Genomic DNA, 17,539 nt, shown 5'->3' with positions numbered 1-17,539 from the left:
CCACACATCATGCATTTCATCCTGCATCTCGGCTTGGGTTCGTTTCACCGTGCGCATCAAGCCGTCTACCTCCACCAGCTGCGCCAAGGAGGCGACTTGCGCTGGGCCATCGCCGCCGGCAATCTGCGCCCGGACATGGCCGACACCATCGCCGCGCTCGAAGCGCAAAACGGCCGCTACACCTTGGAGACCGTCACGCCCCAGGGCCAGCGAAGCTACACGGTCATCGAATCGATCCAGCGCATCATCCCCTATCAAGACGACTTGGCGCCTCTGATCGCCCTGGGCGCAGATCCTGCCACCCGCATCATCAGCTTCACCGTCACCGAAGCGGGCTACTATCTGAATGCCAAAGACCAACTGGACTGGACCAACTTCCCGGACCTGCAAGCCGACCTCGACGCCGTGAAGTCTGGGCGGGCTGGACACACGATCTATGGCGCGCTCGTGACCATCCTGCGCGCACGCATGAAGGCTGGCGCCGGAGCCGTCACGCTCTTGAACTGCGACAACCTGCGCCACAACGGCCAACGCTGTCGCGCGGGACTGCTGCAGTTCATCGACGCGCTCGCAGAGTCCCACCTCAAAGATTGGGTGCTTTCCTACACCCGCTGCCCCAATGCGATGGTCGACCGCATCACGCCGCGGCCCACCCCTGCGGTGGCCGAGCGCGTGAAGGCCGCCACGGGCTGGGACGACAAAGCTGCGCTGATGAGCGAGAGCTTCATCCAGTGGGTGATCGAAGACGACTTCATCGCCGGGCGCCCCGAGTGGGAGAGGGTTGGCGTCGAAATGGTCGAATCCGTGCAGGCCCACGAAGAAGCCAAGATCCGCCTGCTCAATGCCACCCACAGCTGCATTGCGTGGGCCGGCACGCTGGCAGGTTACCGCTACATCCACGAAGGCACCGTCGACCCCGAGATCCGGCAAATGGCCTACGACTATGTCACCCATGACGCCATCGCCGTGCTGCAACCCAGCCCGATCGACTTGGAAGCGTACCGCGACGTGGTGCTGGACCGTTTTGCCAACCCCGCCATTGCCGACACCAATCAACGCGTGGCGATGGATGCGTTCTCCAAGATTCCCGGCATGATCGCGCCCACCATCCGCGACAAGCTCGTGCGCGGCCAAGGTTTCGACAGCGTGGCAATGCTGCCGGCGCTGTTCTTGGCGTACTTGCAACGCTGGCATGTCGGGCAGATTCCCTACACCTATCAAGATCAGGCCATGGATCCAGCCGTCGCGCATGCGATCTGTGAAGCGAGCGATCCGGTGGCCGCTTACGCTGCGGACACCACCTTGTGGGGCGAGATGGCCGGCCACGCCGAGCTGGTCAGGGCCTTGCGCAAGGCCTACGATCGGGTACAGCGGTTCGTTGCCTCGCGCACCACGGCTTGACCCATAGAAGCTGTCGCTTGCCGCTTCGGTGCCCGCCCTCTGCAAGGAGTACCGACCATGACGATCAAGATGCCGCCGCCGCGCCAGATCAAACCGGAGCTCGAGCGTGACTTCACGCGCTCTCCGGCGCTGGGTTACGAGCCGTCCGATGAGGTGGGCTTCGTGCGTTGTCTGGAGCATGGTTTTCCCACGCCCCTGGCGCGCTGGCATTACCACGACGAGTACGAACTGCACTTGATCACCTGCACCAGCGGCAAGGCCTTCGTCGGGGACTGGATCGGTCCTTTTCAGCCCGGACACCTCGTGCTCACAGGGCCCCGCCTGCCCCACAACTGGGTCAGCAGCGACATGCCCGAAGGCGGTGTGCCGCAGCGCGACTTGGTGATTCAGTTCCCTCACGAACCGCTGGTGCAGGCGGCCCAGACCATCCCCGAGCTGCGCGACATTCTTCCCCTGTTGGAGCGCGCCAAGCACGGCATCGAGTTCTTCGGCTTGTCGCAGCGGGCCGAGCAGCACTGGCATCGCGTCAAGGCCGCCAAAGGCCTGCGTCGATGGAGCGCGTTTTGCGATTACCTGGCCGACTTGGCCGCTTGCACCGATTACCGGCTCTTGTCGAGCGTGCAACTGCAAAGCACGGACGACGACCGCTCCATCGACCAGATCCATGCCGTGGTCAGCCGCATCACCGATCGCTTGGCCGAGGATCACTCGGCGCGCGCCTTGGCTGCCGAACTGGGCATGAGCGAAAGCCGTTTCTGCCGCTTTTTCCGCAAGGCCACCGGCAACACGTTCACCGATTTCGTCAACCGGGTGCGTATCAGTCGTGCCTGTCAGCTGTTGATGGACACCGAGCATCCGATCGTCCACATCTGTTACGAGGTGGGATTCAACAACGTGGCCAACTTCAATCGACGCTTCCGGGAGATCAAGGGGATGACCCCCTCCGAATACCGCAAACTCAGTCTCACGCGCTTTCATGGCGCGGCCTGACCCCCCATGTATCTCGGTCTGGATCTCGGCACGTCCGAACTGAAAGCGCTGCTGCTGTCGCCGCAGCATCGAGTCATTGCCACGGCCCGCGCGGCCTTGACGGTGCAACGCCCTCACGCCATGTGGAGCGAGCAGGACCCGGCTCAATGGTGGTTGGCCTTGGAACGGGTGATGGACGCGTTGCATCACCAGCACCCCGCCGCCCTGGCTCAGGTGCAGGGCATCGGGCTGTCCGGGCAGATGCATGGCGCCACCCTGATCGATCGCCACGATCGGGTGCTGCGGCCCGCCATTCTGTGGAATGACGGCCGCAGCCTGCCGCAGTGCCATCGGCTCACGCGCGAGGTGCCGCAGCTGAGCGCCATCACAGGCAATCTGGCCATGCCCGGTTTCACTGCGCCCAAGCTGCTGTGGGTGCGCGAGCACGAACCCGAGGTGTTTGCCCAGGTGGAGCGCGTGCTGCTGCCCAAAGACTGGCTGCGGCTGAAGCTCACCGGTGAGGCGGTCAGCGACATGTCCGATGCATCCGGCACGCTGTGGCTGGATGTGGGACGGCGCGATTGGTCCGATGCCCTGCTCGCAGCCTGCGGCTTGAGCCGGGCACACATGCCCCGTCTGGTCGAAGGCAGCGAGGTGTCGGCCTTCGTCAAGCCGCAGTGGTGCGCACGCTGGGGCTTGCCGCCCCGCGTTCCGGTGGCCGGTGGCGCCGGCGATAACGCGGCCAGTGCGGTAGGCATGGGGCTGATCCGGCCCGCGGAAGGCTTTGTCTCTTTGGGCACATCGGGAGTGGTGTTCGTCAATGGGGCGTCGTTCCACCCCAATCCCACACAAGCCTTGCATGCCTTTTGTCACGCCTTGCCCAAGCGCTGGCACGTGATGAGCGTGATGCTCAGCGCCGCCAGCGCCGTGACCTGGGCCACCCGGCAGTTGGGATATCCACACGAGGCGGCTTTGCTGGAAGCCGCAAGCGCCTTGTCGGAGCGAGAACAGCAGCAAGCCCCCTTGTTCTTGCCTTACCTCAGCGGCGAGCGCTCCCCGCACAACGACCCGCTGGCCACCGGCGCCTGGGTGGGCTTGCGCGCACAGCACGAACGGGACCACCTGGCCTATGCGGTGGCCGAAGGTGTGGGCTTTGGCCTGCTGGACGGACTGAACACCATCCCTCGCACGCGCCCCGCGCTGCAAAGCCTGTCGCTGGTCGGTGGCGGCTCGCGAAGCGACGGCTGGGCCCAATTGCTCGCCGACATCCTGGCGCTGCCCCTGACGCGCCACCACGATGCAGACACCGGCGGTGCCATCGGAGCGGCGCGTTTGGCCTGGCTGGCCTGTGGCGCCAGTCAAGACGAGGTGTGCATCACACCCGCGGTGGCCCGAGGCTTCGAGCCCCAGTCCTCGCGCACGATGTGGCTGCGCGAGCGGCATGCGCGTTTTTCTGCCCTGTACCCACGGCTTCACGCCGATGAAGCACGCGGCAGCGCTTTGATGCATGGCTGAATGGCGCTGCGCTGCCGCGCTGCTGGCGGCCGGCCGATCCACGCGGCCGCCCCACCATGACAAAGGCCGCCGGGCGCTTGCCTGCGGCGGCCTTGCAAGGGAATCAGGCGGGCACTCAGTTGCCGGTGGGCACTTTGCCTTCCACGCCCTTGACGTAGAAGTTGATGCCGTGCAGGAACTTGTCGTCGGCCACCTCGCCGGCTTTCAGGACTTCCTTGCCGTCTTGCCCAACGATCGGGCCTTTCCAGATCTGGAAGCTGCCATCCTTCAAGCCGGCCTTGACGGTTTCGACCTTGGTGCGGATGTCGGCGGGCACTTTGTCCGAGATCGACACCAGATCGATCGCGCCTTCCTTGACGCCCCACCAGGTGGTCTCGGTCTTCCAGGTGCCCTCCAGCACGTCGCGCGTGGCCTTGATGTAGTACGGCGCCCAGTTGATGATGGCCGAGGCGAGATGGGCATTGGGGCCGAAGTGGCTCATGTCGGAGTCCCAGCCGAAGGCCAGCTTGCCGGCCTTTTCGGCCGCCTGCAGCACGGCCGACGAGTCAGTGTTCTGGAACAGCACGTCGGCGCCCTGGTTGAGCAGGGACTGCGCGGCCTCGCCTTCCTTGGGCGGGTCGAACCACTTGTTGACCCACACCACCTTGGTCGTGACCTTGGGGTTGACGCTCTGGGCGCCCAGGGTGAAGGAGTTGATGTTGCGGATCACCTCGGGGATGGGCACCGAGCCGACCACGCCCAGGGTGTTCGACTTCGTCATCGCGCCGGCGATCACGCCAGCCATGTAGGCGCCTTCATAGGTGCGCGAGTCGTAGGTGCGCATGTTCTCGGCCGTCTTGTAGCCGGTGGCATGCTCGAACTTCACGTCCTTGTGGTCCCCCGCGATCTTCAGCATGTAGTCCATGTAGCCGAAGGTGGTGCCGAAGATGAGCTTGTTGCCCTGGTTGACCATGTCGCGGATCACGCGCTCGGCATCGGCGCCTTCGGGCACGCTCTCGACGAAGGAGGTCTGCACGCGGTCGCCGAACTCGGCCTCGATGGCCTTGCGGCCGTTGTCGTGCGCGAAGGTCCAGCCGGCATCCCCCACCGGCCCCACGTAGGCGAAGGCGATCTTCAGCGGCTCGGGCTTGGCGGCCGGGGCCTGCGCGGCAGGCGCCGGCGCGGGCGCCTCTTCCTTCTTGCCGCAGCCCACGAGAGCGGCCGCAGCCGCCAGGGCCCCCAGGCCGGCCAGACGGACCAGGGTGCGTTTGGTGAAGTCGGTCATGTCGAAGAGTCTCCGATGAATGGGTGGAGGAAGGGGAATGGGCAATTATGTCGCCATCAGCTGCCGGGGTAGAAGGGCTTGCCCAGCGAGGCCGGCATGTTGACGCGGATGAAGCTCGGGTTGCGCGAGATCAGCACCAGCACCACGATGGTGGCCAGGTACGGCAGCATCGTGAGCAACTGGCTCGCAATCTGCACGCCCTGGCCCTGCAGGTGGAACTGGAGCATGGTCACGCCCCCGAACAGGTAAGCCCCAAGCAACACGCGTGCCGGGCGCCAGGTGGCAAAGGTGGTGAGGGCCAGCGCGATCCAGCCCTTGCCGGCGATCATGCCCTCCACCCACAGCGGGGTGTAGATGACCGAGATGTAAGCCCCGGCCAAGCCGCACAGCGCGCCGCCGGCCAGCACGGCCAGCAGGCGGATGCGCCGCACCGGATAACCCAGGGCATGGGCCGACTCGGGCGACTCGCCCACGGCGCGCAGCACGAGGCCGGCACGCGAGCGGTAGAGGAACCAAGCCAGCACCAGTGTCAGCGCGATGGCGAAGTAGACCATGGGGTGGTGCTTGAAGAAGGCCGAGCCGAAGAACGGCAGATCGGCCAGGCCCGGGATCTCGAAGCGGGGCCGGTCGCTCAGGCGTTCCTGGGTGTAGCCGATGCCGACGAAGGCGGAGAAGCCCACACCGAAAAGGCTGAGCGCCAGACCCGAGGCGTACTGGTTGGTGTTGAGCCAGATGACCAGCACCCCGAACACCAGCGCCATGGCCGCGCCGGCGCCCGCGCCCGCGGCAAAGGCGAGCCAGTCGTTCCCGGTGTGCACACCGGTGGCAAAGCCGGCGATGGCCGCGACCAGCATCATCCCCTCGGCGCCGAGGTTGACGATGCCGGCCCGCTCGTTGATGAGCAGGCCCAGCGAAGCAATGGCCAACACGGTGCCGGCATTCATCGTGGCTGCAATCAGCAGGGCAATGGGTTCCATTCAGGCCTCCCGCTGGACCGTGGTGAGCCTCGCACCGCGCTGCCAGCGGATGCGGTGGTGGATCAGCGTGTCGCAGGCCAGCAGCGCAAACAACAGCAGGCCCTGGAAGACACCGGTGATGGACTTGGGCAGGCCCATGCGCGACTGGGCGAGTTCGCCGCCGATGTAAAACATGCTCATCAGGATGGCCGAGAACACGATGCCCACGGGGTTCAAACGTCCGACGAAGGCCACGATGATCGCGGCAAAGCCATACCCGGACGGCACGTGCGGCGTGAGCTGGCCCAGCGGGCCGGCCGCCTCGAGCGCGCCGGCCAGGCCGGCCATGCCGCCGGAGATGAGCAGGGCTGTCCACAAGGCTTGGCGCGAGGAGAAGCCCGCATAGCGCGCGGCCATGGGCGCCAGCCCCCCCACCTGCAGCTTCAGCCCCGCATAGGTGCGGAAGAGGAAGACGGCGAACACGGCGACCATCACGAGCGCGATGACCAGACCGATGTGGACCCGCAGGCCGGTGAACAGGCGCGGCACCTTGGTCGCCTCGGCAAAGGTGACGGTCTGCGGGAAGTTGAAACCCGCCGGGTCTTTCCAAGGGCCGTAGACGAGATAGCTCAGCAGCATGTCGGCCACGTAGACCAGCATCAGGCTCACGAGGATCTCATTGGCGTTGAAGCCGTCGCGCAGGCCGGCGGTGAGGGCCGCCCACACCATGCCGCCCACGACGCCGGCCAGCAGCACGACGACGAAGAACCCGCGGGCGGTGTCGGGCCCGGCCTGCATCGCCACGCCGCCGGCGAAGATGGCCCCCAGGATGAACTGGCCTTCAGCGCCGATGTTCCAGACATTGGAGCGGAAGCACACGGCCAGCCCCAGGGCGATCAGCACCAGCGGCACGGCCTTCATCGCCAGCTCGCTGAGCTGGTAGCCGCTCTTGAGCGGCTCGACGAAGAACATCTGCAGGCCGCGCACCGGATCCTTGCCGAGGACGATGAACAACCCGATGCCGATCAGCACGGTCAGGGCCAGCGCCAGCAGCGGCGAGGCCAGGGACATCGCCCGCGAAGGCGTCGCACGGGCTTCAAGCTTGAGCATGGGCCACTCCGTTGGGAGACGATGCGGGAGCCTGGGGGGTCTCGCGCGGCCACAGCCCGCTCATCCATTCGCCGATGCGCTCGACGGTGGCTTCGCGCGTCGGGACCGGGGGCGAGAGCCGTCCCTGCGCGATCACGACCAGCCGGTCGCTGATCTCGAACAGCTCGTCGAGCTCCTCGCTCACCACCAGCAAAGCACAGCCGGCGTCGCGCAACGCCAGCAGCTCGCCACGGATCTGCGCGGCCGCGCCGACGTCCACCCCCCAGGTGGGCTGGGCCACGATCAGCACCTTGGGGCTGGCGCTGATCTCGCGTCCGACGATGAACTTCTGCAGGTTGCCACCCGACAGGCTCTTGGCCGCCGCAGCCGGCCCGCCGGCCTTGACCTGGAAGCGGCGGATGATCGCCTCGGTCATCTCACGCACACCGCGCATGTCGATCCAGCCGGTGGTGCGGTGCACGGCCTCGGTGCGCGTGAGCAGGGTGTTGAGCGCCAGCGACATGGTGGGCACGGCCCCGCGCCCCAAGCGCTCCTCGGGCACGAAGTGCAGGCCTTGCTCGCGGCGACGGCGGGCGTCGTGGTGGGCGATGTCCTGGCCGAACAGGCGGATGCTGCCCGCCGGGGCGCGCGTGTCCTCGCCCGACAGGGCGGCCAGCAGCTCCTGCTGGCCATTGCCCGAGACCCCGGCCACCCCGAGGATCTCGCCGGCGCGCAGCTCGAAAGCGATGTCGTGCAGCGCGGTGCCGAAGGGGTGGAGCTTGGGCAGGCTCAGGCCCCGCACAGCCAGCGCCACCGGCCCAGCCTGGGCCTCACGGTGCACGAGTTCGGGCGGATCGGAGCCGATCATCAGGCGCGACAGGCTGGCGTTGGTTTCCTTCGTCGGATCGACCTCGCCGGTGACCCGGCCGCCGCGCAGCACCGTGCAGTGGTGGCACAGCGCACGGATCTCGTCGAGTTTGTGGCTGATGTAGAGGATGGAGCAGCCGGTGTCGGCCAGCTTGCGAAGCGTGACGAAGAGCTTGTCCACGGCCTGAGGCGTGAGCACCGAGGTGGGCTCGTCCAGGATGAGCAGCTGCGGGTTGGTGAGCAGCGCGCGCACGATCTCGACGCGCTGGCGCTCGCCCACGCTGAGCGTGTGCACCGGGCGCCCGGGGTCGACGTCCAGACCGTACTGCCCGGAGACCTCGCGGATGCGCTCGCTCACCTGGGCCAGACTCAACCCCCGGCCCAGGCCGAGCCACACATTCTCGGCCGCAGTGAGGGTGTCGAACAGCGAGAAATGCTGGAACACCATGCTGATGCCCAGTTCGCGCGCCTCGTGCGGATTGCGCACCCGCACCGGCTGCCCGTTCCAGCGCATCTCGCCCTCGTCGGGCTGCACCGCGCCGTAGATGATCTTCATCAGCGTGGATTTGCCGGCCCCGTTTTCGCCCAGCACGGCATGGATCTCGCCGGGGGCGACCTTGAGGTTCACCCGGTCGTTGGCCTTGACGGCGGGGTACTGCTTGCTGATGCCCAGCAGTTCGAGGCGCAGGGGCATGGGGTTCTCCAAAGAACGGGCCGGTGGGTTCACGGCCCGTGATTGTGCCTGCGCGGGCGCGGCAGCGGCCAGATGCAAATGCCGGGCCAGCCTGAACGACAGGCCTCGAGGCGTTTCAATGCCCCCCGATGAAGATGAACTTGAAGAGGAAGATGCCGCCGATGATCCACACCATCGGATGGGCCTGGCGAGCCTGGCCGGTGCACAGCTTGAGCACCGCATAGCTGATGAAGCCAAAGGCGATGCCGTTGGCGATGGAGTAGGTCAGCGGCATGGTCAGCGCGGTGACGGCCGCCGGGATGACCTCGGTGGTGTCCTCCCAGTCGAGCTCGGTGAGCTCGCGCAGCATCAGGCAGGCCACAAAGAACAGCGCGGGCGCCGTGGCATAGGCCGGCACCGAACCCGCCAGCGGCGAGATCATCAGGCAAGCCAGGAAGAGCACGGCCACGGTCACGGCCGTCAGGCCCGTGCGCCCGCCGGCCTGCACGCCCGAGGCGCTCTCGATGTAAGCCGTGGTGCTGGACGTGCCCAGCAGCGATCCCGCAAAGATGGCGCCGCTGTCGGCCAGCAGCGCCCGGTTCATGCGGTGCATCTTGCCCTCACCGAGCAGGCCGGCGCGCTTGGCCACGCCCATCAGCGTGCCGGTGGCATCGAAGAGTTCGACCAGAAAGAACACGAGGATCACGTTGAACACCCCCACCGCCAGGGCCCCGCGGATGTCCAGCGCCAGGAAGGTCGGCGCGATCGAGGGCGGCGCGGAGAACACGCCGACGAAGCTGTTGCCCGCGAACACGAAGGACAGCACGGTGGCCAGCAAGATGCCGATCAGGATGGCGCCGCGCACCTTCAGTCGGTCGAGCACCACGATGGTGAAGAAACCCAGGACGGCCAGCACCACCGAGGGCTGGTGCAGATTGCCCAGCGTCACGTAGGTGGCCTTGGACGCGGCGACGATGCCGGCGCTCTTGAGGGCGATGATGGCCAGGAACATGCCGATGCCCACCGTGATGGCCACGCGCAGCGAGTGCGGGATGCCCCGGATGATGAGTTCGCGCAGCTTGAGCAGGGTGACGAGCAGGAACAGGCAGCCGGAGATGAAGACCGCCCCCAGCGCGACCTGCCAGGTGTAGCCCATGCCCAGCACCACCACGTAGGCGAAGTAGGCGTTCAGGCCCATGCCCGGGGCCAGGGCGATCGGGTAGTTGGCATACAGGCCCATGATCAGCGTGCCCAGTGCCGCGATCAGGCAGGTGGCCACGAAGACGGCGTCCTTGGGCATGCCGGCATCGCCCAGGATGGAGGGGTTGACGAAGATGATGTAGGCCATCGTCAGGAAGGTCGTCAGCCCCGCGGTGAGCTCGGTGCGCACGTCGGTGCCGTGCGCGCGCAACTGGAACCAGCGCTCCAGCAGCGGCCGGGGCGCGGCGACGGGCCTCGGCGGGTGGATGTCGGCAACGCCGGGCGTGGGATCGGTCTGGGCCTGCATGACTTGTCTCCTTCTTGCGGGTCGGGTCCGCCCGCTTGTGATGGTCAGGGAACGGGATTCGGGGAACGGCGCTCAGCCGGTGTCGCGCCGCACGCGTGCAACGCCAGCCACGAAGGCCTCGGCCAGGTGACGCTCGTCGGCCAGGGTCATCCAGGCAAACACCTTCTCGTGCAGCCCCGTGGCCACGGCCAGACGGCGCTCGCCCACGGGGCCTCGGGCCCAGTCCCACACGCACAGGTCGGCCATGCGGCCGGCCTCCAGGCTGCCGATCTCGTGGTCCAGCCCCAGGGCGAGCGCGGCGCCGCGGGTGGCGGTGTACAGGCCCTTCCACGCGGTGAGCTTCACGCCCTGCAAGGCCTGCACCTTGTAGGCTTCGGCCAGCGTGCGGATCATCGACAGGCTGGTGCCGCCGCCCACGTCGCTGGCCACGCTCACGCGCGCCCCGGCGTCTTCCAGCGCACGCCAGCCGAACAGGCCGCTGCCGAGGAACAGGTTGGAACTCGGGCTGTGGGCGATCTGGGCGCCGGTGGCCGCCAGCACGGCGCGGTCGGCCTCGTCGAGCCAGATGCCGTGGGCCAGCACGGCGCGCGGGCCGAGCAGGCCGTGGCGGTGATAGACGTCGAGGTAGCTGCGCGCCTGCGGAAAGAGCTCACGCACCCACGCCACCTCGGCGCGGTTCTCGGCCACATGGGTCTGCATGTACAGCCCCGGCACCTCGCGCATCAGGCGGCCAGCCATCTCGAGCTGTGCCACCGTGCTGGTGGGGGCGAAGCGCACGGTCATCGCATAGGCCAGTCGGCCACGGCCGTGCCAGCGTTCGATGAGCTCGCGGCTGTCGGCCTCGGCGCTGTCCACGGTGTCCAGCAGCGCCGGCGGGGCGTTGCGGTCCATCAGCACCTTGCCGGCCACCATGCGCATGCCACGGGCATGGGCGGCGGCCAGCAGCGCGTCGGCGCTGACTTTGTGCACCGTGGGAAAGACCACCGCGCTGGTGGTGCCATGGGCCAGCAGGGCATCGCAGAAGCGTTCAGCGCCGGCCCGGGCCTCGTGCGGGTCGGCATAGCGCTGCTCGGCCGGGAAGGTGTAGGTGTTCAGCCAGTCCAGCAGCTCGGTGCCGAAGCTGGCGATCACGTCGAGCTGGGGCGCGTGCACATGGGTGTCAACGAAGCCCGGCAGCACGAGGCGGCCGCGATGGTCGATGCGCGTCCAGCTCGCATCGAGCGCGGCATCGCTGGATTGCGCGCCGCGGATCACGCCGTCCTCCACCAGCAGCCAGTGGTCGGGGCGGAAGCGCACGGCCGCGCCCGGCTCGGCGCCCCAGCCCGGATCGGCGGTGAAGTCGAGCAGGTCGCCGCGCAGGGCGAACTTGGAGCGTGGAACGGCGGTCATCGGGCAGGCATCGAGGGGATCGGGGTCATTGGAGTCATTGGGGCGCCAGGGCACGGGCGACATCGCGCACCTGCTCACGGAACCAGCGATGGGCGGCGGACGGGTGGGTGCGGTCGTGCCAGAGCTGGTAGTAGCTCATCGGCGGAAAAGCCACCGGGCAGCGCACGATGCGCACCGGCAGGTGGTGGACGTAGCGCTGGCAGAACTGCCGCCCGGTGGTCAGCACCAGCAGGCTGGCCGCCACCATCTGGGGGATCTGCCCAAAGTGGGCGCTGCGCACGGTGACGCGCCGGTGCAGGCCCTGGGCATCGAGGTAGGCGTCGATCACGCCCAGGGCTTCGCGCCCGGTGTGCAGCGGCGTGGGCGCGACGTGTTCGCAGTCCAGGTAGCGCTCGACGCTCCAGCCGCGGGGGCTGCGCACGGCCGGGTGGTCCTGATTGACCAGGCAGACCACCTCGTCGGTGAGCAGGCGCCCCAGGTGCAGCTCCTCGGGCGGTTCCAGCCAGTTGCCCACCACGAGGTCGACCTCGCCCGAGGCCAGGGCGCGGCGCACATCGAACTCGGCCGTCAGCGGCACGAGGTCGAGCTGCACGAGCGGCGCCTCGTGCTTGATGTGGGCCACGAGCTGGGGCAGAAAGAGCGGGTCGAGGTAGTCGCTGGCGGCCACGCGGAAGGACCAGGCGGCCGTCTGCGGGTCGAAGCTGCGGCTGCGCTGGCGCGCCCCGAACAGGCGCTCGGCCTCGCGCAGCACGGTGGCCGCAGGCTCCAGCAGGTCCAGCGCGTTGGGCGTGGGCGCCATGCCGTTGCCCGAGCGCACCAGCAGCGCATCGCCCGTCAGCTCGCGCAGCCGACGCAGATGGGCACTGACGGCCGGCTGGGTCAGGCCCAGCTTCAAGGCGGCACGGGAGACGCTGCGTTCGGTGATCACGGTGTGCAGGACGCGGACGAGATGGAGCTCGATCTTGTCGAAATCAGCGCGCAGTGTCATATCCGTTCCCCGATAACCTTTATTCACATTCTCGTATACACAGGGACGACGTTGGCGTTACCGTTGCGGTATCCGCTCCCGGGCTGCTGCCTGTGCAGGAGTGGTCTCGCACCATCACCTTCGACGCCATGCATACGCGACCGATCCGCTTTTACGCCCAAGGCCGGCTGCACACGCTGCCGCAGGCCGTGCCCACCCGCACGGTGCTGCAGCACCTGCGTGAGGACCTCCACTGCACCGGCACCAAGGAAGGCTGCGCCGAAGGCGACTGCGGCGCCTGCACCGTGGTGATCGGCGAGCTGGCCGATCTCTCGTTGCCACCGGCGCCCGGCGTCAGCCGCGTGGGTGCCCTGGACCTGCGCAACGTCAACGCCTGCATCCAGTTCCTGCCGACACTGGACGGCAAGGCCCTGTTCACGGTGGAGGATCTCAAGCGTCTGGCCGGCGGCCGCCTGCACCCGGTGCAGCAGGCCCTGGTCGAATGCCACGGCTCGCAGTGCGGCTTTTGCACCCCGGGCTTCGTGATGTCGCTGTGGCACAGCTACGAACGCCACGGCGGCGGTGCCGCCGGGCGGCCCAGCCGTCAGCAACTGGCCGACGACCTGTCGGGCAACCTGTGCCGGTGCACCGGCTACCGGCCCATCCTGGACGCGGGCGAGCGCATGTTCGACCTGCCGGCCGTGAGCTTCGACACCGCGCCCATCGAACAAGCGCTGCGCAGCCTGGCCGGCGACCAGGGCGCGCAGCTCGCCTCCCCCGAAGGCACAGGCCGCTTCTTTGCCCCGCGCACGCTGGCCGAACTGGCCGAGCTGCGCCTGGCCCATCCGCAGGCCCGGCTGCTGGCCGGCTCCACCGACGTGGGCCTGTGGGTCACCAAGCAGAGGCGCGATCTCGGTGACCTCATCTACGTGGGCGAGGTCGCCGAGCTCAAGCGCATTGAGCGGCGCGACGGCCTGCTGCACATCGGCGCGGGCGCGACGCTCGAGGCCGCCTGGAGCGCCCTGGTGGCGCAGTATCCAAGCCTGGCCGAGCTGTGGCTGCGCTTTGCCTCGCCGCCGATCCGGCATGCCGGCACCATGGGGGGCAACGTGGCCAATGGCTCACCCATCGGCGACAGCGCCCCGGCGCTCATCGCGCTGGATGCGCGCATCGTGCTGCGGTGCGGCCCACGGGTGCGCCGCCTGATGCTCGCCGACTTCTACCTCGACTACATGAAGAACGCGCTGGAGCCCGGCGAGTTCGTGCAGGCGCTGGAGGTGCCCCTGCCCCAGGCCGGGCAGGTGGTGCGCGGCTACAAGATCAGCAAGCGCTACGACAGCGACATCTCGGCGGTGTGCCTGGGGTTGTCGCTGTGGCTGGACGGCGACACCGTGCGTGACGTGCGCCTGGCCTACGGCGGCATGGCCGCCACGGTGCGCCGCGCCCCCCATGCCGAGGCCGCGCTACGCGGCGGGCCCTGGTCGCACGAGCGTGTGCAGGCTGCAATGCAGGCGCTCTCGCAGGACTACCAGCCGTTGACCGACATGCGGGCCACGGCCGAGTACCGGCTGAGGGTGGCGGGCAACCTGATCCTGCGGGCCTGGCACGACACCCGCCCCGGCGCGGCCCCCGTGATGGTGTGGCAGGACATGCCGCACGCCCTGCCCGCCCCGGCCGACGTGTGAGGACTTGCCATGAACAAGCGTGCCGACCTGACCGAACTGAACCCCAGCGAGCCCTTCCCCGCCTACCGGGACAACGTGGCCCTGCGCATCGATGCCGACGACGAGGCGCGGCGCCTGCGCGCCGGGGCCCGCGTGGGGGTGAGCCGCCCCCACGAATCGGCCCACCTGCACGTGGCCGGCGAGGCCACCTACACCGACGACATCCCCGAGGTGGCCGGCACGCTGTATGCGGCGCTTGGTCTGTCACGCGAGGCCCATGCGCGCATCACCGCGCTGAACCTCGACCCCGTGCGGGCGCAACCGGGTGTCGTGGCGGTCTACACCGCGCGCGACATCCCCGGCACCAACGATGTCGCCCCCATCGTGAAGGGCGACGACCCCATCCTGGCCGACGGTCTGGTGCAGTACGTGGGCCAGCCCGTGTTTGCGGTGGTAGCCACCTCGGTCGAAGCCGCCCGGCGTGCCGCGGCCCTGGCCCGGCAGCCCGAGGTGGTGACCTACGAGAGCCTGCCGGCTGTGCTCACCCCGCAAGCCGCGCATGCGGCCGGCCGCTACGTGCTGCCGCCCATGCACATGAGGCGCGAAAGCGCACCGGGCGCGCTCGAGCAGGTGCTGGCCCGGGCACCGCGCAAGCTCAAGGGCGTGTTCGACGTGGGGGGCCAGGAGCAGTTCTACCTGGAAGGCCAGATCGCCTACGCCCGCCCCCTCGAAGACGAGGGCATGCTGGTGCAGTGCTCGACCCAGCACCCCACCGAGATGCAGCATGTGGTGGCGCAAGCCCTGGGCCTGCAGGCCCATCATGTGCGCGTGGAATGCCGGCGCATGGGCGGCGGCTTTGGCGGCAAGGAGTCGCAGTCGGCGCTGTTCGCCTGCGTGGCGGCCGTGGCAGCGCGCACACTGCGCCGCCCGGTCAAGCTGCGCGTGGACCGGGACGACGATTTCCTCATCACCGGCCGGCGCCACTGTTTCCACTACGACTACGAGGTGGCCTACGACGACGAGGGCCGCGTGCTGGCAGCCCGGATCGACATGGTGTCGCGCGCGGGCTTTTCGGCCGATCTCTCCGGGCCGGTGATGACCCGCGCGCTGTGCCACTTCGACAATGCCTACTGGCTGCCCGAGGTGGCGATCCATGGCTACTCGGCCAAGACGAACACGCAGAGCAACACGGCCTTCCGCGGCTTCGGTGGCCCGCAAGGCGCGATCGCGATCGAGCAGATCCTCGACTCCATCGCGCGCGACCTCGGCCGCGACCCGCTGGACGTGCGCAAGCTCAATTTCTATGCCCGCGAAGGCCAGACCACCCCTTACGGCCAGCCGGTCGAGGACAACGTGATCCACGAGCTGGTGGACGCCCTGGAGCGCAGCTCGGACTACCGCGCCCGGCGCGAGGCCGTGCGGGCCTTCAATGACGCGAGCCCCGTGCTGAAAAAGGGCCTCGCACTCACGCCGGTGAAGTTCGGCATCTCCTTCAACGTGCCGCACTTCAACCAGGCCGGTGCGCTGGTGCACGTCTACAACGACGGCTCCATCCTGGTGAACCACGGCGGCACCGAGATGGGCCAGGGCCTGAACACCAAGGTGGCCCAGGTGGTGGCCCATGAGCTGGGCGTGAACTTCGAGCGCGTGCGCTGCAGCGCCACGGACACCGACAAGGTGGCCAACACCTCGGCCACCGCGGCCTCCACCGGCAGCGACCTCAACGGCAAGGCGGCCCAGGACGCCGCCCGCCAGATCCGGCAGCGGCTGGCCGCATTTGCCGCCAGCCGGTATGGCGGCTCGCCGCAGGAGGTGCGCTTTGCCAACGACACCGTGAGCGTGGGCGGCCGCAGCCTGCCGTTCCACGAGCTGGTATGGGAGGCCTACCTGGCGCGCGTGCAGTTGTGGAGCGACGGCTTCTACGCCACGCCCAAGATCCACTGGGACCCGAAGACCCTCAAAGGCCGCCCCTTCTACTATTTCGCCTATGGAGCCGCCGTGTCCGAAGTGATCGTGGACACGCTCACCGGCGAGGCGCGCACGCTGCGCGCCGACGTGCTGTACGACGCCGGTCGCTCGCTCAACCCGGCCGTGGACATCGGCCAAGTGGAAGGCGCTTTCATCCAGGGCATGGGCTGGCTCACCACCGAGGAGCTGTGGTGGCATCCGGTGAGCGGCCGGCTGATGACGCACGCACCGAGCACCTACAAGATCCCCACGGCCAACGACGTGCCGCCGGTGTTCAACGTGCGGCTGTTCGATGCCGAGAACCGGGAGGACAGCATCCATCGCTCCAAGGCGGTGGGCGAGCCGCCGCTGCTGCTGCCCTTCTCGGTGTTCTTCGCGATCCGCGATGCCATCTCGGCCGTGGGCGGCCACCGTGTCGATCCGCCGCTGCGCGCACCGGCCACGCCCGAGGCCATCCTGGCGGCCGTCGAGGCCGTGCGGCGGGCCGCCTGATGGTGCGCCAGACCGCCCGCACCTGGCTGGACCGTGGCCTTGCGGCCGTGGTGGTGAGCGTGGACCACACCCAGGGCTCGGCCCCGCGCGAGGCCGGCACGCGCATGCTGGTCTCGGCCGCCGAGGTGGCCGGCACCATCGGGGGCGGCCACCTGGAGTTCGAGGCCATCCGTCTGGCACGCGAGGCCCTGGCCCAGCCGGGATGGACGGCCTTCACGCAGCGCTTCCCGCTGGGCCCGCGCCTGGGCCAGTGCTGCGGCGGCGTGGTCGTGCTGCGCTTTACCCCGCTGGACGAAGCCGCCTGGGCCGACTGGGCCGTCGAGGCACCGCGCTTCGTGCTGCAGCTCTATGGGGCCGGCCATGTCGGGCGCGCCCTGGTGCGCCTGCTGGCGACCCTGCCCTGTGAGGTGCAGTGGATCGACGAGCGCGACGACGCCTTCCCCACCGAAGCCCCGGGGAGCGAAGCGGCCCATGTCGAGCGCATCTGCGTGGACGGCGTGGAGGCCGAGGTCGACCGCGCCCCGCCCGGGGCCTGCTACCTCGTGATGACGCACCAGCACGACCTGGATCTGCGCATCACCGAGGCCATCCTGCGCCGCGGCGACTTCCGCTATTTCGGCTTGATCGGTTCGAAAACCAAGCGGGCGCGCTTCGAGCACCGGCTGGTCGAACGGGGCATCGCGCCGGAGGTGATCGCGCGCATGCGCTGCCCGATCGGCGTGCCGGGCATCGAGGGCAAGGCGCCCGAGGTGATCGCGGTGGCGGTGGCGGCCGAGTTGCTGCAGGCCACCACCTCCCCGGCCGCCAGCTGAGTCATC

The 17,539-nt window shown here is 68.5% G+C and carries 13 protein-coding genes; 6 read left to right on the top strand and 7 right to left on the bottom strand.

Features of this window, described 5'->3' with window-relative positions; all coding sequences use genetic code 11:
• Positions 1-9: 9 nt before the first annotated feature.
• From dalD to xylB, 3 genes are read left to right on the top strand one after another with little or no spacing between them, the layout of a single operon-like run.
• Positions 10-1,401, top strand: a complete 1,392-nt coding sequence (gene dalD, locus AC1ECW_RS14615; RefSeq protein ID WP_481202128.1) for a D-arabinitol 4-dehydrogenase — start codon at positions 10-12, stop codon at positions 1,399-1,401.
• Between the two features lie 57 nt (positions 1,402-1,458).
• A complete protein-coding gene (locus tag AC1ECW_RS14610; RefSeq protein ID WP_409709810.1) occupies positions 1,459-2,391 on the top strand; it encodes a helix-turn-helix domain-containing protein in 933 nt (310 codons plus the stop codon).
• 6 nt (positions 2,392-2,397) lie between these two features.
• The gene (xylB, locus tag AC1ECW_RS14605) at positions 2,398-3,885 is read left to right on the top strand and encodes a xylulokinase (protein ID WP_409709813.1); all 1,488 of its coding nucleotides are present in this window, start codon (positions 2,398-2,400) and stop codon (positions 3,883-3,885) included.
• A gap of 115 nt (positions 3,886-4,000) precedes the next feature.
• Here the strand turns inward: xylB and AC1ECW_RS14600 are convergent, their stop codons facing one another.
• The 7 genes from AC1ECW_RS14600 to AC1ECW_RS14570 all read right to left on the bottom strand — a co-directional run bounded on the left by AC1ECW_RS14600 (position 4,001) and on the right by AC1ECW_RS14570 (position 12,618).
• Positions 4,001-5,149, bottom strand: a complete 1,149-nt coding sequence (locus AC1ECW_RS14600) for a BMP family ABC transporter substrate-binding protein (protein WP_481202127.1) — start codon at positions 5,147-5,149, stop codon at positions 4,001-4,003.
• A 56-nt stretch (positions 5,150-5,205) separates the two neighbouring features.
• On the bottom strand, positions 5,206-6,126 hold the full coding sequence (locus AC1ECW_RS14595; RefSeq protein ID WP_409710473.1) for an ABC transporter permease: 921 nt from the start codon (positions 6,124-6,126) through the stop codon (positions 5,206-5,208).
• Positions 6,127-7,215: an ABC transporter permease gene (locus AC1ECW_RS14590; RefSeq protein WP_409710476.1), complete on the bottom strand. Its 1,089-nt coding sequence runs from the start codon at positions 7,213-7,215 to the stop codon at positions 6,127-6,129. It abuts the gene before it with no gap.
• Positions 7,202-8,755 carry an ABC transporter ATP-binding protein gene (locus AC1ECW_RS14585; RefSeq protein WP_481202126.1) on the bottom strand — a complete coding sequence of 518 codons (1,554 nt, stop codon included), beginning with the start codon at positions 8,753-8,755 and terminating at the stop codon, positions 7,202-7,204. Before AC1ECW_RS14585 ends, AC1ECW_RS14590 begins: the two co-directional genes overlap by 14 nt.
• A 115-nt stretch (positions 8,756-8,870) precedes the next feature.
• The gene (locus AC1ECW_RS14580) at positions 8,871-10,241 is read right to left on the bottom strand and encodes an NCS2 family permease (protein ID WP_409709247.1); all 1,371 of its coding nucleotides are present in this window, start codon (positions 10,239-10,241) and stop codon (positions 8,871-8,873) included.
• 72 nt (positions 10,242-10,313) lie between these two features.
• The gene (guaD, locus tag AC1ECW_RS14575; protein WP_409709250.1) at positions 10,314-11,630 is read right to left on the bottom strand and encodes a guanine deaminase; all 1,317 of its coding nucleotides are present in this window, start codon (positions 11,628-11,630) and stop codon (positions 10,314-10,316) included.
• Between the two features lie 34 nt (positions 11,631-11,664).
• Positions 11,665-12,618, bottom strand: a complete 954-nt coding sequence (locus tag AC1ECW_RS14570; protein ID WP_409709254.1) for a LysR family transcriptional regulator — start codon at positions 12,616-12,618, stop codon at positions 11,665-11,667.
• Positions 12,619-12,746: 128 nt separating this feature from the next.
• Here AC1ECW_RS14570 and xdhA point away from each other — a divergent pair, with 128 nt between their 5' ends.
• Genes xdhA through xdhC form a run of 3 tightly spaced genes read left to right on the top strand, consistent with a single transcriptional unit; the run spans position 12,747 to position 17,533 of the window.
• Positions 12,747-14,282: a xanthine dehydrogenase small subunit gene (gene xdhA / locus AC1ECW_RS14565; protein WP_481202125.1), complete on the top strand. Its 1,536-nt coding sequence runs from the start codon at positions 12,747-12,749 to the stop codon at positions 14,280-14,282.
• A 9-nt stretch (positions 14,283-14,291) separates the two neighbouring features.
• A complete protein-coding gene (gene xdhB, locus AC1ECW_RS14560) occupies positions 14,292-16,721 on the top strand; it encodes a xanthine dehydrogenase molybdopterin binding subunit (RefSeq protein ID WP_409707058.1) in 2,430 nt (809 codons plus the stop codon).
• Positions 16,721-17,533, top strand: a complete 813-nt coding sequence (gene xdhC, locus AC1ECW_RS14555) for a xanthine dehydrogenase accessory protein XdhC (protein WP_409707055.1) — start codon at positions 16,721-16,723, stop codon at positions 17,531-17,533. Before xdhB ends, xdhC begins: the two co-directional genes overlap by 1 nt.
• Positions 17,534-17,539: the final 6 nt, after the last annotated feature.

This window comes from Caldimonas hydrothermalis (assembly GCF_056746695.1).
Note: the sequence above shows the minus strand (reverse complement) of the source record. Positions and strands in the feature narration are given on the sequence as shown.